The following is a 24,339-nucleotide window of genomic DNA, read 5'->3' on the forward strand; positions in this document are numbered from 1 at the left end:
TTAATCATTATTATTCCCTGCTTTTGCAATTTGATTATTTATTCTCAAAAAAAGTATCCTATTGACAAAGAAATATTCCCCGACTTCATCTTGCTGCCTTCCTCCCCGTTGATATCGGCTAGTCCTATTTGATTATTCAGGCTTACCACAAGTTTATTTATCTCCATGCCTACTCCTATACCCATTCCATAGTCCCAGCGTTTCATCTCAGAGCTTTTCGAGAATATTTCTGTATCTTCTGTCTTACCATTTATTTTGCCTTTTGCTTTGCCATACATATTATAACTCAGATAAGGTCCTCCATATACAAACATCTTTTTATCACCCAATCCGAATGAAGCTTTCAGGTTTACAGGCAATTGTAAGGAATTCAGCGTTATATGTCCGTCCGACATCCCGAATGAATTCTCTTTTTTCAGGTTCGCTCCTCCGTTTGTATACATCAGTTCGGGCTGTATTGCAAATATATCTGATAATGAATACTCCATCATACCTCCGAAGTGATAACTTACCCTTGCCTTGTACTGGTCTGCATTTATACTCTGGTTATTCCCGCTTACATACAGATTCGAAAGGTTAGTTCCGGCTTTTATCCCGAAGCGGATTTGGGCACTCATAGTAGTGGCTACAAAACAAAGAACGATGGTAGTTAAAATTAGCTTTTTCATAATAATTGCTTTTATTGATTTAATATTTATTTGATTTCGATTATTTATGCTACGAAGGTAAAATGCATTCGAAAATGTTTTCCCAAAAAGAGACGAAATGCTTTACATCGCATACCAAATGCGATATTTGGTATACTCCGATCAAATTAATAGCAGTGAGAAGCTATTTGTATCCGTAACAACTTCGTGGAAAAAAATTGAATACACTCTTAATTAAAAAATGTATTTTTGCATATTGAACCAGAATATCATGATTATGAAGAAAGTTATTCTCTTTCTGTACCAGTTGTTCATCTTCGCCCCCATATTTGTATTGGCGACTATTATTACGGCTGTCACAGTTATGATTGGCTGTCTTATAGGTGACCGGACGTTTTGGGGGTATTATCCGCCGCGCCTTTGGAGTAAACTGGCATGCCGCCTGGCCTTATGCAGGATTAAGGTGGTACGCCACGGGAAACTCGACGCAAACCAATCATATGTATTTGTACCCAATCATCAGGGTGCTTTCGATATTTTCCTTATATACGGGTATCTGAACCAGAATATAAAATGGGTACAGAAACAGGAGTTACGCAAATTACCATTTGTAGGTAAGGCATCGGAAATCGCAGGCCATGTATTTGTGGATCAGTCGAACCTGAAATCGATGAAAGAAACGATTCTCAAAGCTGAAGAGCAGCTCGGAGATGGTTCTTCGATGGTGATATTCCCTGAAGGAGCAAGAACAAAAACAGGCAAAATGGGTCGATTCAAACGCGGAGCATTCGTTATCGCAAAAGAAATGGGATTGCCGGTCGTACCTGTTACAGTAAACGGGCCATTTGACCTGATGAAAATAAAAACATACCTGATCGATCCATGCAAACTCGAGCTGATTGTCCATGAACCAATCTCGACGGACGACCTTACGGATGAGAATATGCCGCAGTTTATTGACAATTGCCGGGAAATCGTATATTCCGGATTATGGGAAAAATATAAATAACAAAGAGTAATAAAAAACGTTATATCTGAATACGAAGCCATTTTTTTGTATTTTTGTGCCTTTACTTAACAACAATCAGCATGAAATCTAAATTTAAGAATATACTGTTCCTATCATTGATTCTGTTAGCTGCATCTGCATTGAATTTGTCTGCTGAAGGATATAATGATCTGAATATAGCGGATGTCTCGGCTACTGCGCAAGCACCGGATGCTGTTATCACACATACTGTAGTGAAAGGAGAGACTGCCTACTCCATAGCCGCTGTGTATAATACCACTGTACAATCTATTTACAAGCTGAATCCGAAGGCCGAAAAGGGAATAAAAGCGGGAGATAAGCTGAAAATAGAGAGGGTGAGGAAAGCGATGAACTACAGTAGCCATCTTATTGAATCGAAAGAAACGCTCTATTCTGTATCGCGGATGTATCATATATCTGTAGACGACCTCAAAGATGCAAATCCGGGACTCGACGAAAAGACATTCAGTAAGGGTAAGACTATCCGGATACCGATGTTTACAGGTGAAGCCACGGTTATATCTTCAACTGCAACAAACGGAGGATATGCAAGCCCGAATATGGAGTATAAAGTACAGAAAGGGGAAACATTATACAGTATTGGCAGAAATCAAGGCATATCCGTAGAAGCTCTTCTGAACTCAAATCCTTCGTTGAAAGACGGTGGGTTGAAGGAGGGAATGACACTGACCATACCTAAAAGACAGATACAGGAGCCGAGGATGACTGCTAATGAGCAAAAAGCTGTACGAGTAGAGACTCCTTATGCAACAAAAGGTGAAACAGTACGCGTAGGAGTATTGTTCCCGTTCCTTGACAAAAACGGCAGTATCCAGAAAGAAAAGCTGGCTGAATATTACGAAGGTTTCCTCCTGGCCGTTAAAGAGATGAAGAACAAAGGACTGAATGCTGAGATATATGCATTCGACATTGGCGCCGAAAAAAATACAAAGAAGCTCGAAAGTCTTTTGGGGACAAACGAAATGAAAAACCTCCATCTTGTGATTGGCGGTGTGTCGAAACAGCAAATAGATGTATTGACTAAATTTTCTAAAAAAACAGGAATTAAATATGTTATACCTTTCGGTTCGACAAATGACATCGAAAATACACCTACTTTATTTCAGATGACCACATCCCACTCCAGCCTGTACTCTGAAATATCATCCGCATTCAAGGACAAGTTCAGGGACTACAATATAATCTTCGTATCCGAAGCGGGCTCTGACAACGATAAATCTGATTTTACAAACAATCTTAAAAAGGAGTTATCTAAATCAAATATACTGTTCAAATCTACTGCAAGCTCCGACAACCTGATTACAGATATAAGGAATGTGATGGAAGGTACAAAAAAGAACATACTGATACCTACTTCCTCATCAGAAATCACTTTGCGCAAAATGCTGGCTGCAATGAATTCGCTTACTACAGAAGCGGTAACCCTGTTCGGCTATCCCGAATGGCAGACATATTCGCAGCATACAAGCGGGCTGCATAAATACGATTCTTACATTTACAGCATATTCTTCCTCGATGAGCAACAGAATGATGTCAAAGACTTTGTAAGCGAATACAGGAAATGGTACAATAAGAACCTTATAAATTCATACCCTAAATACGGCTATCTGGGATACGATGCAGGACTTTACTTTCTGACTGCTCTTAACAGATATGGCAGCAGCTTTGAGAACAGTATATCTAACCTTAAAGTTCCTACGCTGCAATCAGCTGCGCACTTCCAACGTGTAAACGACAGGGGAGGATTTATCAACAACGGATTATACCTTATCCGGTATAAAACAGAGTCAGGCATTGAAAAAACAGATATCAGCAGATAAAAATGACAAACAGATTCTTTATCCTATTATTGTTTTCGTCACTCTTTACCGTTGTAGTAAACGGACAGAATAAGAAGTTCGAACCGGAGTGGAACGTAGGTGTCGGCTTCGGCCCTACACTTTCATCAATTAGCTTCGACCCTAACAGGGCGCTCAATTACGGGGGAACTATAAGCACTAAAAATCTCCAGCAGTTTGCCGGGGGACTTGCTATACGCTATATTACCGAAAAGAATCTGGGGCTTATTGCCGAACTGAACTATTCTCAACAAGGATGGGAGCAATACTTTGAGCCGAGTGAATCGGGTGAACCATCCCCATACGAGCATTCCCATCAATTAAATTATCTGGAACTACCTATCCTTACCCATATCTACTTTGGTAATAAGGTACGTGTATTCTTTAATTTGGGGCCCAAGCTAAGCTTCCTCCTCAGTGACAGTGAAAAGATGAATCAGGCGCTGTCCGACGCTCTGGCAAGCGGCAATCTGGGTACTTCCTTTATGACATATCAATATTACCGCAAGGCAGAAAGAAAGATAGATTATGCACTTATGGGAGGCATGGGGCTCGAATTCAGGTCGGGCATCGGCCATTTTGCCTTAGAAGGACGCTATACATTCGGCCTTGGAGATATTTACAAAAACAGCAAATCCGATTTTTTCAACCGCTCTGCCAACAGGGTTATTTCTGTTAAGTTGACCTACTACGTTAAGCTCTTCTGATATGCCGCGCATATATAAACTTTCAAGGACAGGATTGAAATTATTATATAAAGTACGCCATCACCGGGGACATGGTATACATTCCCCCTTTGTATTCAATCTGGTAACAAAAGTGATAGAAGAAAAAGCTCCCTATCATGCTTATGATGATATAAAATTCGCGCTCGACAGCCTGACGGAAAAACATTTTAAGCTAAATAAACAGAATAAGCTGATGTTTAAGCTGGCCAATCATTTCGAGGTGAAACGCGTTTTGGAAATAGGTTCCGGCTTTGGAGTCAACACCCTTTGCCTGACTGCGCCGTCTTCGAGTATAGAATGTACATGTGTCGAGATATCGGAACAAAAAGCAGCGTTGGCCCGGAAGTTACATCATAACTGGCCAAGAAAGATAAATTTGCATACGGAAGAAAAATTGCCTGTTTTAGCAGATAAACAGGACTGTATATTGATCGACCTCAACAATTATAATCATTTGCCTGCGGATATAAATAAGTACCTGATGGAACTGTCACATGAAAAAACATTCATTATTGTGAAAGGTATCCGAACAAACAAACGCTATCAGATGTTATGGAGAAGTATTTTAAATATAGAGTCGCGGACGGCTGTACTCGATCTGTTTAATACCGGAATTTTGTTTTTCGACAAACAGCTGTACAGGTGGAATTATCAGATCAGCTTTTAAGTAGCTGTGAGGGATTTTCGTTTGACAAGACAATAAAACAGATTAGCATTCGTATTTACTATCTAAACAGATCATTGATAAATGAAAAAAAGCTTGGTATATACAAAAACCGGAGATAAGGGAACAACTTCTCTTGTCGGTGGAAAACGGGTAGTTAAATCCCATGTCAGGCTCGAAGCCTATGGAACTGCCGATGAACTGAATTCTTTTGTCGGATTTCTGACAGAAGAAATAGACGATGAGCACGATTTGGAGACATTATCATATATTCAGCACAAATTGTTTACGGTAGGTTCATACCTTGCCACGGAAACCGAAGCAATACCCCCCAAAGCAGCAAGCATAATTACAGAAAAAGATATTGCACTGCTGGAAACCGAAATGGACAGGATGGACAGCGAACTGCCCCCCCTTCGCCAATTTGTACTGCCGGGAGGGAGTGAATCGGCATCACGGGCTCATATATGCCGGACAGTATGCCGGAGGACCGAGCGTTGTATATACCGGGTGAAGGAAGAATTTCCGGTCGATGAACATGTGCTAATGTTTGTAAATCGGCTTTCAGACTACTTTTTCTTACTAGCCAGGAAGGAGAGTAATAAGAAAGGAAAAGAAATATTTTGGAATCAGACTTTGATATAAGAAATAAAGTTCTATTTTTGCGAAAAATATAACCAAACTGGCAAATAAATAAAACTAAGATATTATGTACTGGACTTTAGAACTTGCATCGAAATTAGAAGATGCGCCATGGCCTGCAACGAAGGAAGAGTTAATAGACTATGCTCAACGTTCAGGCGCACCCCTAGAAGTGATAGAAAACTTACAGGAGATCGAGGACGAGGATGAAATCTTTGATACTATCGAAGATATCTGGCCGGATTATCCCAGCAAGGAAGATTTCTTTTTCAACGAGGACGAGTATTAGTCTTAAGGCACTGTAAAAAGGATCTTTTAAGAAAGTGACCAAAAAGAGATTGGGGTGAAAATTCACTCTGATCTCTTTTTATGTTTTTGCCGGATATAGCTTTAGATGAAAATAGTTAAGCTATGCGATTCAATAAATCCCTAAAACTTTATCTATATATAGCTTTTAGCCGTTAGCTGATAGCTTATAGTTCTTTGATATATAAACAAGAGCCCCCTCAATCCCCCATGGGGGACTTACAATGAGGGTAAAAAGTAATAATAGAAAAGCTGTTACCTTTGTTACCTTTTGAAAGTTGTAAGCGTTGAGTAATAAGTATAAAGGAGTTCTATTGTTGACTGCTAACTGATGACTGTTTACTGATATATGTGTAACCTTTGTTACCTTTTTGGAGAAAGATATAAGATAAAGTTATCAACTGCTCTCTGACGGGATACTTTGTTTCTCTCAGTATGACAAGCCACGATATTGTTAACTGATGACTGTTAACTGATATATCTGTTGCTTTTGTTACCTTTTGACTAAACACAGTTAACGATAGTAAAATAATAGTGTAAAATGTGTCAGAAGTGTCAGGTTTTAACAATATATAGTTAATGTATGTAAAATAAGGCAGGTGGAAATAAAAAATGATGACACTGAGAAGGTGCGAAGATTTACACAAAGGGTACAAGCAAAAATAGTGTAAAAGTGTAAAGTTTGTCAACTTTTATACAGAAGCCATAATCAAACGAATTATCAATTCTTCATTCTTAATTATTAATTATTTTCTATCTTTGCTTACTTGTAATTTAACAATAAAGAATACATCTAAATAAACATAATAACTGTGTCGAAGAAAGTAGCCGAAACCCCGTTGATGAAACAATATTTTGAAATCAAGAGTAAACATCCTGATGCTATATTGCTGTTTCGTGTGGGTGACTTTTACGAAACTTTTTCACAAGATGCCATCGATGCTGCCGAGATAACAGGAATTACACTTACCCGGCGTGCCAATGGATCGGCACAATTTGTAGAACTGGCCGGATTCCCTCATCATGCACTGGATACTTATCTTCCTAAACTGGTGCGGGCAGGCAAACGCGTCGCTATCTGCGACCAGCTGGAAGACCCCAAGCTGACCAAGACAATTGTAAAGCGGGGAATTACGGAACTTGTCACTCCCGGAGTATCCATTAATGACAATATCCTCAATCACAAAGAGAACAATTTTCTCTGTGCAGTACATTTTGCGAAAAGCAGCTGTGGCATTTCCCTGCTCGATATCTCCACAGGTGAATATCTTGTAGCAGAAGGGACTAAAGAATATGTAGATAAACTGCTTACCAATTTTTCGCCAAAAGAAGTTCTGGTGGAAAGAAGCAAGAAAAAGCTATTTGAAGAGTATTTCGGAACACGTTTCTTTATCTTCGAGCTCGACGACTGGGTATTTACGGAAGATACTGCCAGAGACAGGTTATTGAAGCACTTTGAAACAAAGAACCTGAAAGGATTCGGCGTGGAACATCTGACAAACGGAGTAATTGCGGCAGGAACAATCCTTCATTATCTCGATGTCACCCAACATACACAGATAGGGCATATCACTTCGCTGTCCCGTATAGAGGAAGATAAGTACGTTCGTCTGGATAAATTCACTGTCCGCAGTCTTGAACTTATTTCCACTATGAATGAAGGAGGAAAAAGCCTCCTCGACATTCTGGACAGGACAACATCGCCAATGGGCGCCCGTATGCTTCGCCGCTGGATGGTATTTCCGCTGAAAGATGCGAAGCCTATAAACAGCCGGCTGTCTGTAGTCGAATATTTCTTCAAGGATCTGGAATTAAAAGGCCTGCTGGAAGAACAACTTTCATTGATCGGAGACCTGGAGCGCATTATATCCAAAGTAGCCGTAAACAGAATTACCCCGCGTGAAGTAGTACAGTTGAAAGTAGCATTGAAAGCCATAGAACCGATACGCGAGGCATTCCTGGCATCGAGCGAGCCGAGCCTGAGAGAAATAGGGGAAAAGCTCAATCCATGCCCTATTATCCGCGAGCGCATAGAAAAGGAAATACATCCCGACCCGCCTACAATGCTGAATCGCGGGAACGTTATAAACAAAGGGGTGAATGCAGACCTTGATGAGCTGAGGGATATATCGTATTCCGGAAAAGATTACCTGTTGAAAATACAACAACGGGAGACTGAGGCTACCGGTATCTCCTCTCTAAAAATAAGTTTCAACAGTGTATTCGGCTATTATATCGAAGTACGGAATGCACACAAGGATAAGGTTCCGGCGGAATGGATTCGTAAGCAGACTCTTGTAAATGCAGAGCGTTATATCACTCAGGAACTGAAAGACTATGAAGAGAAAATTCTGGGTGCGGAAGAGAAGATTCTTTCCCTCGAAACCGCTCTTTTTAATGACCTTGTGCTTAGTCTTGTAGAGTATATCCCGACTATACAGGTAAATGCGAACCTGATTGCGCAGACCGACTGCCTGCTGTCGTTCGCCAAAGTGGCCAAAGAGAACAAGTATATACGTCCCGAAATCAATGATACGGATGCATTGAAGATAAAGAACGGACGCCATCCGGTCATTGAGAAGCAACTGCCATTAGGCGAATCATATATAACAAATGATGTCTTTCTGGATAGTAATTCGCAACAGATAATCATTATAACCGGACCGAATATGGCCGGTAAATCCGCCTTACTCCGCCAAACTGCTTTAATTACACTGATGGCACAAGCCGGGAGCTTTGTCCCTGCCGAATCTGCGCAAATAGGACTGGTGGACAAGATATTTACCCGTGTAGGGGCATCTGATAATATTTCGCTGGGAGAATCAACCTTTATGGTGGAAATGAATGAGGCTGCCGATATATTGAATAATCTCTCCCCTCGCAGTCTTGTTTTATTTGATGAGCTGGGCCGGGGAACGAGTACTTATGATGGTATTTCTATTGCATGGGCTATTGTGGAATACATCCACGAGCATCCGAAGGCCAAAGCAAAGACCTTATTTGCCACTCATTACCATGAACTGAATGAGATGGAGAAATCCTTTAAACGGATTAAGAATTTCAATGTTTCGGTTAAAGAGATGGATAACAGGATTATCTTTCTTCGCAAGCTGGTTCCAGGAGGCAGTGAGCACAGCTTCGGTATTCATGTAGCTAAGATGGCCGGTATGCCTCAAAGCATTGTGAAACGGGCAAACAATATACTCAAGCAATTGGAAACAGATAACCGCAAACAGGGGATATCCAAGCCTATCAAAGATATTAAAGAAAACAGGGAAGGTTATCAGCTTAGTTTTTTCCAGCTGGACGACCCTGTGCTTAGCCAGGTGAGGGATGAAATAAAATCGCTGGATGTCAACAACCTGACACCAATGGAAGCCTTGAACAAGTTAAATGATATAAAGAAAATAGTTTCAGGTAAATAAAGTGTTAAAGAATTTCAGACACATTGTATTTTTTCATTCCTTTGTATCCCGAAACGAACTTACAAACAATAAGATAGACTAAAAGCAAATGACTCGTAAAAAAATACTTGTAACAGGAGGAGCCGGATTTATCGGATCACACCTCTGCGAAAGGCTTCTGAATGAAGGCAATGAGGTATTATGCTTAGACAATTATTTCACCGGATCCAAAGAGAATGTCATACACTTACTTAACAATCCTTACTTCGAATTAATCAGGCATGATGTTGTCCATCCATTTCATGTAGATGTGGATCAGATATATAACCTTGCATGCCCTGCCTCTCCTGTTCATTATCAGTATAATGCTATTAAAACTATCAAGACTTCCGTTATGGGAGCCATTAATATGCTCGGACTGGCAAAACGCCTGAAAGCAAAAATACTGCAGGCTTCGACAAGTGAAGTATATGGCGATCCTCATGTACATCCTCAACCGGAGTCATATTGGGGAAATGTAAACCCTATAGGGATACGTTCCTGCTATGATGAAGGAAAACGCTGTGCTGAGACATTATTTATGGACTATCACCGCCAAAACGGGGTAAAGATTAAGATAGTCCGTATATTCAACACATATGGCCCACGTATGAATCCGGAAGACGGTCGCGTGGTTTCGAATTTTATAGTTCAGGCTTTGAAAGGGGAGGATATCACCATATACGGGGATGGTACACAGACCCGCAGCTTCCAATATGTGGACGATATGGTTGAAGCCATGATAAGGATGATGGCCACTGATGATTCGTTTGTCGGCCCTGTAAATACAGGTAATCCGGGTGAATTCACAATGCTTGAGTTAGCTAATCTTATCCTGGAACTAACAGGTTCTAAATCAAAATTAGTATTTAAGCCTTTGCCTAGCGATGATCCTAAACAAAGAAAACCGGACATAACCTTGGCTAAAGAGAAACTGGGTTGGGAACCTAAAATCCAATTGAGAGAAGGGCTTACAGAAACCATAACATACTTTGATAGCATATTGAAATAAAGACTTTTACGAAGACATAAATATAACTTAAACATGAAACTTTCAATTGTAATTCCTGCATACAACGAAGCCAGAACAATACACCTGATACTTAATAAGGTATTGGCTGTAAATCTGATCGGTAATTTCGACAAAGAAATTATCATTGTTAACGACTGTTCAAAAGATGATACAGTAAAGGTGGTAAAAGCCTATATTGACGAGCATCCCCAAGCAGATATGAAACTCTTCGAACAGCCTGTGAATATGGGTAAAGGGGCTGCTCTGCACAGAGGTATTAAAGAAGCTACAGGCGAGTATCTTATTATACAAGATGCCGACCTTGAATATGATCCGGAAGAATACAATATCTTATTAAAACCAGTGGTAGACGGATTTGCAGATGTTGTATTCGGCTCAAGATTTATGGGAGGGAAGCCTCATCGTATACTTTTCTTCTGGCATTCTATCGGTAATCAGCTATTGACATTTGTCTCCAATATGTTTACCAACCTCAATCTCTCGGATATGGAGACGTGCTATAAGTTGTTCCGCTCAGATATTATCAAGTCCATCCCTTTACAGGAGAGACGCTTCGGATTTGAGCCGGAAGTGACCGCCAAAGTCGCAAGATATCCTAATGTAAGAATCTATGAAGTGGGTATATCCTATTATGGACGGACTTACGAAGAAGGCAAGAAGATAGGCTGGAGAGACGGAGTAAGAGCTTTTATCTGTATGCTTAAATACGGATTATTCAGAATGAAGTGATCCGAATAATATAACTGACTACAGGCTAGAGAAGAAAGATTCGATTGACCGGGTGAAATTATCCCACGACAACCGTTTCTTCTCTCTTTTGAGGCTATCCTTATAGAAAATTGTGCCTGAGCTGAAAAACTCCTTTATGCCCTTGGCTACGTGCTCGGGAGTAGGCTCAGATACTACCAGGCCTGTCTCAGAATCCTTAACAGTACTCCCCAGTGCACCCACATTTGTAGCTATCATAGGTAACTCCATCTGATAAGCTAAAGCTACCACCCCGCTTTGTGTCGCAGACTTGTATGGCAGAACCAGCACATCTGCTGCAGAAAATAAGGTTGATACCATATCATCGGGAATATATTGTTCAAAGACAACTATATTATCTTTTAAAGGTGATTGATTAATCAGTTCAGTATATTTATCAAAGCTGCCATAACTCTCACCGGCTATGATTAGCTGATAAGAGTCATCCAGCATTCCCATAGCCTCGATAAGAATATCCAATCCCTTATAATCGCGTATCAATCCGAAGAAAAGGAGGTTCTTCTTGTCTTCCCTAATGCCTAACGTCTCACATGCGGAGGCTTTACTTGTACGTTCAGCATACTGATCATATATCGGATGTGGCTGTAATAGTATCTTAGCATCTTTTTTCAGGGAGAGTAAATCCTGCCGGACAGGTTCACTCATGACAATAAATGCATCACATCTATTGAAGAAAAAGCGGGCAAATGACTTATCTACAAATCTCTTTTCATGTGGGATCGCATTGTGAACAAGAGCTACTACTTTAGTCCTTTTGTTAAGGAAAAGACATACCGAGCCATAAGCAGGCGCAAGGAAAGACATCCAGTAAGGTATAATAAGCAGATCGGGAGCATATTTATTAATACGTCTGGCTGTCCGGATATATGTAAAAGGATTTATACTGTTCAATACACGATCACTGTCTATTACAGTAGCAGTATCACCTTCAGCGACATACTGAGTCTTACCGGGAAAAAGGAAGTCGGGATAGAGGGTTGTAAACGTGAATGCCTTCACCTCATTCTGTCTGGAGAGTTCTGTATATAACCGGGCATTAAGTTGGGCTAAACCTCCCCTGTAAGGGTAAAACGGTGAAAGGATTGCAATTCTCATGAATCTATCTTATCTAGTACCTTATATATTCTTGATACAACGGATTCCTCTGTAATTCTATCCATGCAGGCATACTCCTCATTCTCTCTCTGGCAGGGTAGATCACCAAAAACCGAACATGGTCTGCAATCCAAGTCAATCTGAACTGCATTGGCTATATCTTGTCTGAATCCATAAAAGCCCATCGCCGGATGGGTTGCTCCCCAAACAGATACTACTGGCACCTGCACCAATGAGGCAAGATGCATGTTAGCCGAATCCATTGACAGCATAACATCCAAATATGAAATAAAAAGCATTTCTTTCTGCAAATTAAGCTTTCCGGTGAGATCAATCGTGTCCGGATATTTTGAGGCCCAACCGGATAATACCTTCTGTTCCTCCTTACCCGAGCCAAACAGGAATACAGTAACTCCCTCTTTCTTAGAGAGTATACCAATTATATTCGACATTTTCTCTAAAGGATATATTTTACCCTTATGCTTAGAAAAAGGCGCTATACCAATCCATTTGCCGTTCTTCTCTTTGGCAACGGATTTAAGATCTGAAAAATTCCGCGGCACGAAATCAAAGAAATTGTTGAATACCATTGGTGCAGGAAAGCCCAATTTATCAAAAACTTCCTGATAGCGTTGCATTGTATGTTTGAGAGGGGGATCCAGTTGTTTATGAGTTATCGCATATTTTTTTTCACTCTTACCTTTATCGATATGTGCAACTTTGCGTCCCATGAAAAACATGGAATGGCGGATACCTTTCGATCGCAGGACGTCATGCACATCGGCTATATGGGAAAATCTCATGGCTGACAACCGTCTCATTACCCTGAAATAACCTATTAATCCCCGGTGTCTTTTTTTAATATCGAGTGGGATAACATTAACATTAAATCCCAGATTCTCGAATAGGGGGGCGAATGCTTTCCGGGTCATTACCGAAAAACGATCTTGAGGATATTTTGCGGCAACAGAATATACTACCGGGACGAGCATAGCTACATCCCCGAAGGAAGATATCCGTATTACCAAGACTTTAGACATAACCGTATTCTTTGTGAGCTTCTATCTAGTTATTGTGTTTTTGCATATAAAACAGGATTAAGACTTGGATCGTTATACATCTTCATCTGCTTATATACTTTCATATATTTTTTCCCTGTCTCTATGTCCTCTAGTAATTCTTCTATAGCCGTAGAAAGATCTTTTCGCTGAGTAAGTAAAACCTGAAGCTTTTTCGACGCTTGTTCATTATGGTCTGCCGATGTGTTCTTTCTGTCAGCTTCCTGTTGCATATGATATATCTTAAGGGCTAGGATAGACAAACGGTCTATCGCCCATGCCGGGCTTTCGGTATTAATACGGGCATCAGACAGAGGGCTTATATCTTTATATTTATCCAGAAAATAGCTATCTATGAGCTCTACCAGATCTGTTCTGTCCTGATTTGATTTATCTATACGGCGCTTTATTAATAAGGCTTCTGCCGGATTAATATCCGGATCGCGGATAATATCTTCCAGATGCCACTGCACCGTATCTATCCAGTTTTTAAGATACAGGAAATATTCTATCGATTTCTCAGTATAAGGATTACTGATAGGACTATCTACGTTGTCCGTTTTATGATAATCATTAATTGATTTATCGAAAATAGAATTACTCAAATCGGTAAAAGTCATGGCTTGTTCTTTATCTTTATATTAATTATACTATTTGTCTGCCCAAGTTTCCCGGTCTAAATTACGATAGTTTATGGCTTCTGCCAAATGTTTTGGCTGTATTTTTTCGGAACTATCCAAATCCGCAATTGTGCGCGACACTTTTAGTATCCTGTCATAGGCTCTGGCCGACAAATTGAATCTGTCCATAGCCGTTTTTAATAGTTGCAAACCTGTCTCGTCCGGAGAAGCATACTTGGCAAGAAGTTTAGGTGTCATCTGCGCATTGCAGTATATTTCATTATCATCTTTAAAGCGTTGAGCCTGTATATCTCTTGCCTTTATAACGCGATCTCTTATGGATGTGCTTGCTTCAGCCGGCGTTTTATCCGATATTTTCTCAAATGGTACAGGAACTATTTCGATGTGTATATCTATACGATCGAGGAGTGGTCCCGATATCTTATTCAAATATTTCTGAACAGCACCTCCGGGACAAACGCATTCCTTTTCAGGATGGTTATAATATCCGCAAGGGCACGGATTCATCGACGACACCAGCATGAAACTGGCCGGATATTCAACCGAAAATTTCGATCTCGAGATAGATATTTTCCGGTCCTCGAGCGGCTGCCGCATGACCTCGAGTACACTACGGCTAAATTCGGGCAACTCGTCAAGAAAAAGAACCCCGTTATGCGCTAGACTGATCTCGCCGGGCTGGGGATAGGCACCACCGCCAACCAGTGCCACATCGGAAATGGTATGATGAGGACTACGAAACGGACGTTGAGCCATCAAAGAAGTTTCATTCCCTATCTTGCCTGCAACACTATGTATTTTGGTCGTTTCCAATGCTTCCTGCAAAATAAATGGGGGGAGGATGGATGGCATGCGCTTTGCCATCATCGACTTTCCTGCTCCCGGAGGGCCTATCATAATCAGATTGTGTCCGCCCGAAGCAGCAACTTCCAGGGCCCGCTTCACATTCTCCTGTCCTTTTACATCTGCAAAATCAAATTCAAAGATCTGTTGTGCATTATAAAATTCGGCACGGGTATCTATTATTGTTTTTTCCAGTTCTATTTCTTCATTAAAGAAGCTGACAACCTCACTTATATTGTCCACCCCATATACATCCAGATTATCTACTACAGCCGCTTCGCGTGCATTTCTGCGAGGTAGAACCAAGCCTTTAAAGCCGAGTTCTCTTGCTTTTATGGCTATGGGGAGTACTCCTTTTATGGGAAGTATACTGCCATCGAGCGACAATTCTCCCATAATCATGTAATCTTCAAGTTTATCTGATTTCAGACTTTCGGAAGCCGCCAGTATGCCGATTGCCAAAGGCAGGTCGTATGCTGTACCTTCTTTCCTTATATCGGCAGGGGACATATTGATAACGATCTGCTGACGGGGGAATTTATAGCCGTTTATTTGCAGTGCCGAAACTATACGTTCGTGACTTTCCTTTACGGATGCATCAGGCAATCCGACAAGCATAAACTTTATGCCTTTCGAACAATTGACTTCTATTGTAATCAATGTCGCAAGTATGCCTTGTACAGCTGCGCCAAAAACCTTTACTAACATCTAAAGGAGTAAAAATGAGTAACAAGAAGCAAATGTAAGAAAAAAGAGGATACGGTTAAAGTATAAATCCCTTATTTTTCGGACAAACATATATCTGTTAGCAATGAATAGCTAGCAGCTAGGAGCTCATTTTCAATTTTCGGTTCAAGAAAAGGTAACAAAGGTTACACATATATCAGTTAACAGTCAACAGTTAGCAGTCAACAATAGAACTCCTTTATACTTATTACTCAACGCTTACAACTTTCAAAAGGTAACAAAGGTAACAGCTTTTCTATTATTACTTTTTACCCTCATTGTAAGTCCCCCATGGGGGATTGAGGGGGCTCTTGTTTATACATCAAAGAGCTGTAAGCTGATCGCTTTTCTGTATAGATAAAGTATATAATATTTGTTCATCAGAGAAAATATTACGGCAGGCAATCCCGCCTCTGTTCCCTTTCTGCCGGCTACTTCTGTTGCTTATTGTTAATCCCCGTATTGGAGCTATAATATTTTAGGATTACAGAAAAAATCATATTATCTTTGTAGCCTCAAAAGGGCATTTTCGTTAAGCAATGAGAGCAGAATCAAATTTATTTGAATTATGCCATTGCGAGAACCAACGGTCACAGGAGTGAAACGTATGTAAAATGACTAATGAAATTGAATAACTATTCTCAACAAATTCTCAATAGAAGGAGATCTTTATATGACGGAGCCTTTGAAGCATGAATGCGGTATCGTAATGATACGCTTGCTAAAGCCGCTTGACTACTATCAAAAGAAGTACGGTACATGGCAGTATGGATTGAATAAATTATACCTGCTGATGGAAAAACAGCACAACCGTGGACAAGAAGGCGCGGGACTTGCTGTAGTAAAATTAGACTCACCTCCGGGTAGCGAGTTTATATTCAGAGAAAGAGCTACAGGCTCAGGTGCCATATCGGAAATCTTCTCGAATGTATACAAGAATTACGAAAAAACATCCAGGGAAAAATTAAGTGATCCTGCATATGCCAGCCAATATCTGCCATTTGCAGGTGAATTATTTTTGGGGCATCTGCGTTACAGTACAACCGGCAAGAGTGGCATCTCATATGTACATCCATTTCTGCGTCGCAGTAACTGGCGATCGAGGAACCTTGCGTTAGCTGGGAACTTCAATATGACCAATGTTGATGAGCTGTTCGAAGCATTGGTAGCTGAAGGGCAACACCCACGTGACTACGCCGACACATTCGTTCTTCTCGAATCTCTCGGGCATCATCTCGACAGGGAAGTACAGTTCCAATATGACAAATTTGGCAAAGACCGAAAAGTAAAAGGAGAAGACCTGAACGACCTGATAGAAAAGAACCTCGATATACATTTCATGCTCAACAAAGCCAGTGAGAACTGGGACGGGGGATATACCATTGGCGGAATTATCGGCTGTGGCGACGGATTTGTATACAGAGACCCTGCCGGTATACGTCCGGCTTTCTACTACCACGATGATGAGATTGTAGTAGTAGCATCGGAACGACCTGTAATTCAGACGGCGCTTAATCTCGATGTGGCCGAAGTAAAAGAACTTGATCCGGGACAGGCAATCATTGTTAAAAAGAGTGGACAGGTATTGTTTTCACAAATACAGGAACCACGGAATGTTTCCCCTTGCTCGTTCGAACGGATTTATTTTTCCCGAGGTTCGGATGCCGATATATACAACGAACGCAAAGATCTGGGTAAACTACTTCTGCCGCCTATTCTGAAAGCGATAGATAATGATATACAACATACGGTGTTCTCATTCATACCCAATACGGCTGAAGTTGCATTTTTCGGAATGACAGAGGCTCTCAACAAGCATATGAATGATGTAAAGCTAAAGAAAATTACCGAAAAGGGTTCATCCATTTCCGAAGAAGAACTGCAAAGGATATTATCTATGCGGGTACGCACCGAAAAGGTTGTTATCAAAGACATCAAGTTGCGGACTTTCATCGCACAGGACGGTAGCCGGGATGATCTGGCGGCCCATGTCTATGATATAACATACGATTCGGTTCGCCCATATGAAGACAATCTGGTGGTGATAGATGATAGTATAGTGCGGGGAACAACCCTCAAGCAAAGTATTATAAAAATACTAGACCGTCTGCACCCTAAAAAAATAGTTATCGTATCTTCATCTCCGCAGATCAGGTATCCGGACTGCTATGGTATAGATATGTCGCGGATGAGTGAATTTGCTGCATTCAGAGCTGCTATCGAATTATTGAAAGAGAGAGGGATGCAATCGGTTATAGACGATGTGTACCATAAATCTCTTGCACAAAAGAACAAGCCGAAAGAAGAGATAGTGAATTATGTAAAAGAAATTTACGCACCGTTCTCTAACGAAGAAATATCGACCAAAATGGCCGAAATGCTTACGCCGAAAGGGACACAGGCTAAGATAGAAATTGTGTTCCAGACCATTGAAGATCTTCACAAAGCCAGCCCGAATCACAAAGGGGATTGGTATTTTTCGGGTAATTACCCCACCCCGGGTGGCAACAGGATGGTGAATACTGCATTCCTGAATTATATAGAAGGAATAGACAAGAGGTCGTATTGACTTTTATCAGACGATATCTGACAAAACCGGGACTAAAGATTATACACTCTTTAGTCCCGGTTTTTATATAAATTTATCATTTGGCGAATAATAGCGACTGATGCTAAACTATCAGAAAATAAACCATTATACTTTCTTTATGATTATTTTTTTATCACATCTTTGTTGATTTTTATATCCGGCCTATCTCATTGGAAACAAAGTAGATGTGCAATATATAATAGAATTTTTCGTAATAAGTTTTAAAATTAAGAAATATACATATATATTTGCATCGTAAAACAAACTTAAAAACGATCACATTAATTAGAAAATTATGAAAAAATTATTACTAGTCAGCGCTTTGGCATTGTCATGCCTGTTTGCAAATGCACAAGATGGTCTTAAAGGAACTTGGTTTGTCGGAGGTCAGGTAGGCTTCGGAAGCGATAAATCATATACAACTTCTTCTGGTCAAGCACTAGAGAGAAAAGTTAATGATTTTACAGTTGCTCCTCTGGTGGGTACATTTGTTACACCATCTGTAGCTGTTGGGGCCGCTTTAGGTTTCGAATCGGGAAAAGTTAAAGTAGGAGGTGAACAAACAGAAAAGTCTACAGATTTCAGCATCATGCCTTTTGCCAGAAAATACTGGAACATCACTGGTGGACTTTATTTCTTCGGACAAGCAGCCCTTCCTCTTTCTTTCGGTAGTACTGAATATGGAAGCGGGGATAACAAACTGAAAGTAAACGACACTAATATTGCTGTAGCATTAGCTCCCGGCTTTGATTATATAATCAATGACTGGATCTCAGTAGAAACATCTTTCACTATATTGAGTGCCCGTTACAATAGCTCTAAGCCTAAAGGTGGTGATAGCAGCAATTCTTTCAGATTCAATGGTAATACACATGGAACTGAAATAGGTGATTTAACTATTGGTGTTAAATTCTTATTCTAAGAATATCTTCTCAATTATATAGAAAGCCCGGAAATTCCGGGCTTTCTTATTTCCGGGAATTATAAAAATCATTTTTTATTTATACGGAAACCAATAATTTATATATCTTTGTTTCATATATATATCTTATTTATACAAATTAAACTACATAATCTTAACCAAAGTATTTTATGAGACAAATAATCAAAATTACCTTAGCGTCAATATTATTGATAGCAGGCTTGTCTGCTAATGCACAGGAGAAAAAATTCTTATTCGGGGTCAAAGCCGGATTCGTATTCTCAGATCTTAGTGAGTATTCTTACAATACTAAAATAAAGCATTCGTTTACCGGAGGGCTGACATTCGACTATTTCCTCAATCGCGACCTGTATCTTTCTTCTGCTATCGAATTTGCTAACAAGGGTGCTAAATACGATCTGCTGAACAAAGATGAAAACGAGGGTACAAGCCTAAGTATTAAAAAATCGACAGTAGCTGCTAATTACCTACAGATTCCGGTACATGTGGGATACAAGATCGACTTATCCGAAAAAACAAGACTGATGGTACAGGCCGGTCCCTATATAGCTTACGGTATTGACGGGCAAACAGAGCTGGGTGACGAAGTTGTTATAAGAACACCGGAAGGAACTACTACTATGAACCTGAATGATTACATAAAAATGATTGACGGATGGAGAAGGGGAGAGGAGACCTTCAGTGATACGCATTTCCGTGAATTTGACTGGGGTATTGGTATTGGTCTGGGTGTAGAATATGAGCATGTGAATATATCTTTTAAATATGACTTTGGGTTATATGATATATCACGAGAAGATAAGAAAGTAAAAAACAGGAATGCTTATGTCACTTTAGGATATAAGTTCTGATCATTCTTTGATATAAAAATAAAGCCCGGTATCTTTGAAGTGAGCCCCAAAGTTTGGACAAAAAACTTTGGGGTTTATTTATGAATAAAACACATTCCTTTTCCGACCGTCTCATGTATATGCATCTGCTTGAAGACGGTTACAGTATCAATTACGTAAGTACAAAGTATGGGATCGGTTTTAAGCTCTTAACTTGTTTGTGGATTCAGTATAAGCAGCATGGTTTAGAAGCCTTACGCAAAAAGAAGAATATTTGTGCAAGTGGAGAGCTAAAGCGTACAATAGTCTCCGATATTGAAAATAATCATTTATCTTTGGTTGAAGCTTCGTTAAAATATGGAGCAAGCGACAGCCGTATATCCACTTGGCTACGGATAGCCAGAACTGACGGTTTGAATGCGCTTGATATTACAAAAAAACGAGGCCGCGCAAAAGGTATGGGAAGACCTAAGAAGAAAGCACCTGAGACGGAACTCGAAAAGCTCCGTGAAGAGAATCTTAAGCTCAAAATAGAGAATGAGCTATTAAAAAAAGTGAAAGCCTTAGTCGAAGAAAAGGAAGCCCGTCTACGCAAGATTGGGCGCAAGCCATCCAAGGACTAAGGCAGAAAGGTCATGATCTTCAAACAATACTGAGGATCCATGGGATGGCTCGCTCAACCTTCTATTATCATATATCCCGTATTAACAGCACAGACAAATATGCTGATATAAGAAAACGTATAGTTGATATTTTTGAAGCTCACCACAAACGTTATGGGTATCGTCGGGTGTATATGCAGCTCCTAAATGAGGGATATTTGATTAATCATAAGACGGTGCAAAAACTTATGGCAGAAATGCATCTGAAATCAAAAGTCCGTAAGGTAAAATATAAGTCATATAAAGGAGAAGTTGGCAGGATTGCTCCTAACGTACTTAATCGTGACTTTAAAGCTGAAAAGCCATACCGAAAATGGGCTACAGATGTTACTGAATTTAAAATTGAGGGTAAGAAGGCATATCTTTCTCCTATTATTGATATGTTCAATGGGGAAATCATATCTTATACCATATCCGACAGTCCTGATTTAAAGATGGTTATGGATATGATAAAAAAGGCTCAAAATAAAGTGAACATAACCGGCGAACTTATTTTGCACTCAGATCAGGGATATCATTATCAACATAAGCAATATCAGATGACACTTAAAAAGAATGGAATTATACAAAGCATGTCTCGCAAAGGTAATTGTTTGGATAACGCTGTTATGGAGAATTTCTTTGGCATTATGAAGTCTGAATTACTATATTTGAAGAAATTTAAGAGCATCAGTGAGTTTAAAAAGGAACTGACAGAATACATCGAGTATTATAATAATGAGAGAATCAAACTTAAATTAAAAGGAAAGAGCCCGGTAAAATACCGAACTCTATACACTTGAATTTTTTATTAATCCGTCCAACTTTTTGGGGTCAGATCACTTACCGGGCTTTATTTTTTACTTCAGTAAGTATTGCTTGAAATCAGCAAATTCTTTACTCATGTCTATGCTTTGTTTTTTCCCTTTCATAAAAGCCTGTAACTTTTCAGGAATAGCCACCTGCCTGCCTATGATACCTTCTACTGTTTCAAGAAATTTGGCAGGGTGCGCTGTTTCAAGGAAAACACCTGTTTCACCCGGCTGCAATTCATCTTTTAATGCCTGATAGCCGCATGCGCCATGAGGATCGAGTAAATAGCCGGTCTCATCATAGGTGGATTTTACTATCTTCTTTATACAATCATCATTGTACCATTCTCCCGATATGTCTCTCTTTATCTCGTTCAATGACTTACCGTAAAGGTCGAGCACGCGGACAAAATTGCTGGGGTTCCCCACATCCATGGCATTCGCAATTGTCTGTACAGAAGGACGCGGATTATACTCTCCGGTTTGCAAATATTTATAGAAAATATCATTGCTGTTATTTGCTGCAATAAAACGCTTTACAGGCAATCCCATCCGTTTGGCTATCAATCCGGCAGTAATATTACCAAAGTTGCCGCTAGGCACCGAAAACACTACATTTCCGGCTTTCCCCTGCTTGGCAAGTTGAGCATAGGCATGGAAATAATAAAATGCCTGAGGGAGGAACCTGGCTACATTAATGGAATTGGCAGAAGTCAGATTAAGCTTCCGGTTCAGTTCTTCATCCAGAAAGGCGGCTTTTACCAACGCCTGACAGTCATCGAATGTCCCCTCTATTTCTATTGCTGTTATATTCCGGCCTAATGTGGTAAACTGGCATTCCTGTATCTGGCTTACTTTCCCTTTTGGATAGAGAACATATACATGGATACCTTCCACTCCCAAAAATCCGTTTGCGACAGCACTACCCGTATCTCCCGATGTGGCCACCAGGACTTTCACGTCTTTCTGTCCTTGCTTCTTAATGAAATAGCCTAGCAGACGAGCCATGAAACGCCCTCCCACATCTTTAAACGCAAGAGTAGGACCATGAAAGAGCTCAAGGCTGTATATATTATCTTTTACATGTACTACAGGAGTGTCGAAATTAAGGGTGTCGTAAACAATACTCTTGAGTGTATCGCGCTCTATATCTTCTCCAAAGAAAGCATCGGCGACTGTATATGCTATCTCCTGAAAACTCATATTGCCTATATTTTCAAAAAAAGATTGAGGCAATTCTTTTATAGTTTCGGGCATATAGAGCCCGTTGTCAGGAGCCAGCCCTTTAACTACTGCTTCTTGCAAGCTGACTTCCGGCGCATTCTTATTTGTACTGTAATACTTCATTTTACATTAATTTGAGAGACAAAAATAATAAAATGAAAGAGAAGAGACAAACGAATAAACATTATATTCGAATCTCATTATTTTGATTGACAAATATTTCGAACTATTATTCATGCCAATCAGTAGTTGAGGTGATTATTGTAGGATAGAAACGTTCGTTTTTAGTTACAAGTTACTACGCTCCGTGGGCAGTTACGAGTTACGAGTCGGCTGACGCACGTGGGGCTAAAGCATGAAGAGCCTCTGTCTGTCGACGCATCGCAATCCCGGCCTCGTCCCTCAGGCGGGGCACCCAATCCGCAAAGCGGAGGTGTAGGGCAAAATACGGTAGCTGCTATACCCGGCTGATAATCCGGCTATAGATGATTCTGTATTATTTTGCCCCACCGGAGCTGCGGTTTTGGGTCGCCGGGGGATGCAGCCTTGATTTTTGTAACTTTTTATCAAGAAAAAGTTAAGAAAAACAAGCCGGACGGCGCGTAGAAAAATAGAATATTCAGATCCAGCTGCTGATTCACATTATTCAGAAAAAAATATGACTAGACTTGTCAATTCCTTTTATTTTCTGAATATCTGGATAGAATATCTCTATTTTTACTACTTTTGTTACGTTATAATGAAAAAAGAAACACCTTGAAATTACCTAATATTGTTGTCCGTATCCTTGCCGGAGCCGTATTCATCGGCTTGTTACTGGGTGGAATACTCATAAATGAGTACACTTTTGTTGTCATATTCTCATTACTTATTGTATTATGTCTGTATGAATTTTACGGATTGATAGAAAAAGCTGTAAAAGTTCCTGTTATCCGGCCATGGAATATATTAGGAGGATTTTTTCTTTTTTTAGGAGGATTTTACTATTGTGTTTATTCATCATCTGCACTTGCTTTTGTTCCGTATATGATTTATCTGATAGTCCTTTTCATCAGTGAATTGTACATGAAACGTGAGAATCCTATTCAGTCTTTATCCTATTCGCTGCTTGGGCAGGTTTATATTGCAGGCCCTTTGGCTCTGACAAATTATCTTGTATTTGCTTATGAACCCGGAAGTTACCATTATGTATATATTCTGGCTCTGCTGGTAACTATATGGGTGAACGATACTTTTGCCTATCTTACAGGGATGGCTTTTGGAAAGCATCGCTTGTTTGAGCGTATATCTCCTAAGAAGTCATGGGAGGGATTCGTTGGCGGAGCAATGGTAGCTATAGCCTCTTCTCTTATTTTTGCGCACTTTTTCACCAATCTCTCCACTGTCGCATGGCTTGGCTTTGCAGCTGTAGTAGTCGTATTCGGAACCTGGGGCGACCTCTTCGAGTCACTTATAAAACGTACCTTGGGAGTAAAAGATTCGGGTAATATGATACCCGGACACGGCGGCATTCTTGACCGTTTCGACAGTACGATACTGGCTATTCCGGCAGTGTGTGTCTATTTATTATTGATCGATTCGTTTATTTCTTGTATATAAATTATTAAGATTAAAGATTTTAATTTGTCAATTGAAAACAAATTATCTACATTTGTTGCAACAAAACAGAACACATAATTCTATTTTAATGAGTTTCTCTCCCGCAAAATATACACTTGTTTGCACTTCTTTTTCAACTGAAAATTTGGAGGTTAGCTGTATTTTGCTAGAGAGAGAGAGAGAGAGAGAGAGAGAGAGAGAGAGAGAGAGAGAGAGA

General features: G+C 40.1%; 22 protein-coding genes. 16 read left to right on the forward strand and 6 right to left on the reverse strand.

Annotated elements, in window-relative coordinates; genetic code table 11:
* Positions 1–44 precede the first annotated feature (44 nt).
* A complete protein-coding gene (locus QZL88_RS10695) occupies positions 45–668 on the reverse strand; it encodes a porin family protein (protein ID WP_296941013.1) in 624 nt (207 codons plus the stop codon).
* A 256-nt stretch (positions 669–924) separates the two neighbouring features.
* Between QZL88_RS10695 and QZL88_RS10700 the strand changes: the two genes are divergently transcribed.
* The 9 genes from QZL88_RS10700 to QZL88_RS10740 all read left to right on the forward strand — a co-directional run bounded on the left by QZL88_RS10700 (position 925) and on the right by QZL88_RS10740 (position 11,081).
* Positions 925–1,656 (forward strand): lysophospholipid acyltransferase family protein, encoded by a 732-nt coding sequence (locus QZL88_RS10700; protein ID WP_296941015.1) that lies wholly within the window; start codon positions 925–927, stop codon positions 1,654–1,656.
* Between the two features lie 80 nt (positions 1,657–1,736).
* The gene (locus QZL88_RS10705; protein WP_296941017.1) at positions 1,737–3,518 is read left to right on the forward strand and encodes a LysM peptidoglycan-binding domain-containing protein; all 1,782 of its coding nucleotides are present in this window, start codon (positions 1,737–1,739) and stop codon (positions 3,516–3,518) included.
* Positions 3,519–3,520: 2 nt separating this feature from the next.
* Positions 3,521–4,243: a porin family protein gene (locus QZL88_RS10710; protein ID WP_296941019.1), complete on the forward strand. Its 723-nt coding sequence runs from the start codon at positions 3,521–3,523 to the stop codon at positions 4,241–4,243.
* Between the two features lie 34 nt (positions 4,244–4,277).
* Positions 4,278–4,931 (forward strand): class I SAM-dependent methyltransferase, encoded by a 654-nt coding sequence (locus QZL88_RS10715; protein WP_296941021.1) that lies wholly within the window; start codon positions 4,278–4,280, stop codon positions 4,929–4,931.
* An 81-nt stretch (positions 4,932–5,012) separates the two neighbouring features.
* Positions 5,013–5,573, forward strand: coding sequence for a cob(I)yrinic acid a,c-diamide adenosyltransferase (locus QZL88_RS10720; protein ID WP_296941022.1), 561 nt, complete (start codon positions 5,013–5,015; stop codon positions 5,571–5,573).
* A gap of 64 nt (positions 5,574–5,637) precedes the next feature.
* A complete protein-coding gene (locus QZL88_RS10725; protein WP_006800744.1) occupies positions 5,638–5,859 on the forward strand; it encodes a DUF2795 domain-containing protein in 222 nt (73 codons plus the stop codon).
* An 859-nt stretch (positions 5,860–6,718) separates the two neighbouring features.
* Entirely contained in the window at positions 6,719–9,301 is a 2,583-nt protein-coding gene (gene mutS, locus QZL88_RS10730) for a DNA mismatch repair protein MutS (protein ID WP_296945050.1), read from the forward strand.
* A gap of 88 nt (positions 9,302–9,389) precedes the next feature.
* On the forward strand, positions 9,390–10,331 hold the full coding sequence (locus QZL88_RS10735; RefSeq protein ID WP_296941027.1) for a UDP-glucuronic acid decarboxylase family protein: 942 nt from the start codon (positions 9,390–9,392) through the stop codon (positions 10,329–10,331).
* 33 nt (positions 10,332–10,364) lie between these two features.
* Positions 10,365–11,081: a glycosyltransferase family 2 protein gene (locus QZL88_RS10740; protein ID WP_296941029.1), complete on the forward strand. Its 717-nt coding sequence runs from the start codon at positions 10,365–10,367 to the stop codon at positions 11,079–11,081.
* 18 nt (positions 11,082–11,099) lie between these two features.
* Here the strand turns inward: QZL88_RS10740 and QZL88_RS10745 are convergent, their stop codons facing one another.
* The 4 genes from QZL88_RS10745 to QZL88_RS10760 are packed head-to-tail and all read right to left on the reverse strand — an operon-like array spanning position 11,100 to position 15,465.
* Complete coding sequence (locus QZL88_RS10745) at positions 11,100–12,215, reverse strand: glycosyltransferase (RefSeq protein ID WP_296941031.1); 1,116 nt, start codon at positions 12,213–12,215, stop codon at positions 11,100–11,102.
* Positions 12,212–13,255: a glycosyltransferase family 9 protein gene (locus tag QZL88_RS10750; protein WP_296941034.1), complete on the reverse strand. Its 1,044-nt coding sequence runs from the start codon at positions 13,253–13,255 to the stop codon at positions 12,212–12,214. Before QZL88_RS10750 ends, QZL88_RS10745 begins: the two co-directional genes overlap by 4 nt.
* Positions 13,256–13,284: 29 nt before the next feature.
* A complete protein-coding gene (locus QZL88_RS10755; RefSeq protein ID WP_296941036.1) occupies positions 13,285–13,893 on the reverse strand; it encodes a DUF4254 domain-containing protein in 609 nt (202 codons plus the stop codon).
* 30 nt (positions 13,894–13,923) lie between these two features.
* Entirely contained in the window at positions 13,924–15,465 is a 1,542-nt protein-coding gene (locus tag QZL88_RS10760; RefSeq protein ID WP_296941038.1) for a YifB family Mg chelatase-like AAA ATPase, read from the reverse strand.
* 691 nt (positions 15,466–16,156) lie between these two features.
* Here QZL88_RS10760 and QZL88_RS10765 point away from each other — a divergent pair.
* From QZL88_RS10765 to QZL88_RS10785, 5 genes are all read left to right on the forward strand, one after another.
* A complete protein-coding gene (locus tag QZL88_RS10765; RefSeq protein ID WP_296941040.1) occupies positions 16,157–18,052 on the forward strand; it encodes an amidophosphoribosyltransferase in 1,896 nt (631 codons plus the stop codon).
* 316 nt (positions 18,053–18,368) lie between these two features.
* Positions 18,369–18,995 carry an outer membrane beta-barrel protein gene (locus QZL88_RS10770; protein ID WP_296941041.1) on the forward strand — a complete coding sequence of 209 codons (627 nt, stop codon included), beginning with the start codon at positions 18,369–18,371 and terminating at the stop codon, positions 18,993–18,995.
* Between the two features lie 170 nt (positions 18,996–19,165).
* Entirely contained in the window at positions 19,166–19,867 is a 702-nt protein-coding gene (locus QZL88_RS10775) for a porin family protein (RefSeq protein WP_296941043.1), read from the forward strand.
* 80 nt (positions 19,868–19,947) lie between these two features.
* On the forward strand, positions 19,948–20,469 hold the full coding sequence (locus QZL88_RS10780; RefSeq protein ID WP_296941046.1) for a hypothetical protein: 522 nt from the start codon (positions 19,948–19,950) through the stop codon (positions 20,467–20,469).
* Positions 20,391–21,290 (forward strand): IS3 family transposase, encoded by a 900-nt coding sequence (locus tag QZL88_RS10785; protein ID WP_296945052.1) that lies wholly within the window; start codon positions 20,391–20,393, stop codon positions 21,288–21,290. Before QZL88_RS10780 ends, QZL88_RS10785 begins: the two co-directional genes overlap by 79 nt.
* A 57-nt stretch (positions 21,291–21,347) precedes the next feature.
* Here the strand turns inward: QZL88_RS10785 and thrC are convergent, their stop codons facing one another.
* Positions 21,348–22,646 (reverse strand): threonine synthase, encoded by a 1,299-nt coding sequence (gene thrC / locus QZL88_RS10790; RefSeq protein WP_296941048.1) that lies wholly within the window; start codon positions 22,644–22,646, stop codon positions 21,348–21,350.
* A 219-nt stretch (positions 22,647–22,865) separates the two neighbouring features.
* Between thrC and QZL88_RS10795 the strand changes: the two genes are divergently transcribed.
* Both QZL88_RS10795 and QZL88_RS10800 read left to right on the forward strand, forming a co-directional pair.
* The gene (locus QZL88_RS10795; RefSeq protein ID WP_296941050.1) at positions 22,866–22,994 is read left to right on the forward strand and encodes a hypothetical protein; all 129 of its coding nucleotides are present in this window, start codon (positions 22,866–22,868) and stop codon (positions 22,992–22,994) included.
* Positions 22,995–23,279: 285 nt separating this feature from the next.
* Positions 23,280–24,122, forward strand: a complete 843-nt coding sequence (locus QZL88_RS10800; protein ID WP_296941052.1) for a phosphatidate cytidylyltransferase — start codon at positions 23,280–23,282, stop codon at positions 24,120–24,122.
* The last annotated feature ends 217 nt before the right edge of the window (positions 24,123–24,339 follow it).

It is taken from the genome of uncultured Dysgonomonas sp. (assembly GCF_900079725.1).
Lineage (GTDB): Bacteria > Bacteroidota > Bacteroidia > Bacteroidales > Dysgonomonadaceae > Dysgonomonas.

What these genes read in the sequence shown, in the direction of transcription:
- QZL88_RS10695 (WP_296941013.1), bottom strand. Translation starts at nt 668, where the DNA reads ATGAAAAAGCTAATTTTAACTACCATCGTTCTTTGTTTTGTAGCCACT.
- QZL88_RS10700 (WP_296941015.1), top strand. Translation starts at nt 925, where the DNA reads ATGAAGAAAGTTATTCTCTTTCTGTACCAGTTGTTCATCTTCGCCCCC.
- QZL88_RS10705 (WP_296941017.1), top strand. Translation starts at nt 1,737, where the DNA reads ATGAAATCTAAATTTAAGAATATACTGTTCCTATCATTGATTCTGTTA.
- QZL88_RS10710 (WP_296941019.1), top strand. Translation starts at nt 3,521, where the DNA reads ATGACAAACAGATTCTTTATCCTATTATTGTTTTCGTCACTCTTTACC.
- QZL88_RS10720 (WP_296941022.1), top strand. Translation starts at nt 5,013, where the DNA reads ATGAAAAAAAGCTTGGTATATACAAAAACCGGAGATAAGGGAACAACT.
- QZL88_RS10725 (WP_006800744.1), top strand. Translation starts at nt 5,638, where the DNA reads ATGTACTGGACTTTAGAACTTGCATCGAAATTAGAAGATGCGCCATGG.
- mutS (WP_296945050.1), top strand. Translation starts at nt 6,719, where the DNA reads ATGAAACAATATTTTGAAATCAAGAGTAAACATCCTGATGCTATATTG.
- QZL88_RS10735 (WP_296941027.1), top strand. Translation starts at nt 9,390, where the DNA reads ATGACTCGTAAAAAAATACTTGTAACAGGAGGAGCCGGATTTATCGGA.
- QZL88_RS10740 (WP_296941029.1), top strand. Translation starts at nt 10,365, where the DNA reads ATGAAACTTTCAATTGTAATTCCTGCATACAACGAAGCCAGAACAATA.
- QZL88_RS10745 (WP_296941031.1), bottom strand. Translation starts at nt 12,215, where the DNA reads ATGAGAATTGCAATCCTTTCACCGTTTTACCCTTACAGGGGAGGTTTA.
- QZL88_RS10750 (WP_296941034.1), bottom strand. Translation starts at nt 13,255, where the DNA reads ATGTCTAAAGTCTTGGTAATACGGATATCTTCCTTCGGGGATGTAGCT.
- QZL88_RS10755 (WP_296941036.1), bottom strand. Translation starts at nt 13,893, where the DNA reads ATGACTTTTACCGATTTGAGTAATTCTATTTTCGATAAATCAATTAAT.
- QZL88_RS10760 (WP_296941038.1), bottom strand. Translation starts at nt 15,465, where the DNA reads ATGTTAGTAAAGGTTTTTGGCGCAGCTGTACAAGGCATACTTGCGACA.
- QZL88_RS10765 (WP_296941040.1), top strand. Translation starts at nt 16,157, where the DNA reads ATGACGGAGCCTTTGAAGCATGAATGCGGTATCGTAATGATACGCTTG.
- QZL88_RS10770 (WP_296941041.1), top strand. Translation starts at nt 18,369, where the DNA reads ATGAAAAAATTATTACTAGTCAGCGCTTTGGCATTGTCATGCCTGTTT.
- QZL88_RS10775 (WP_296941043.1), top strand. Translation starts at nt 19,166, where the DNA reads ATGAGACAAATAATCAAAATTACCTTAGCGTCAATATTATTGATAGCA.
- QZL88_RS10780 (WP_296941046.1), top strand. Translation starts at nt 19,948, where the DNA reads ATGAATAAAACACATTCCTTTTCCGACCGTCTCATGTATATGCATCTG.
- thrC (WP_296941048.1), bottom strand. Translation starts at nt 22,646, where the DNA reads ATGAAGTATTACAGTACAAATAAGAATGCGCCGGAAGTCAGCTTGCAA.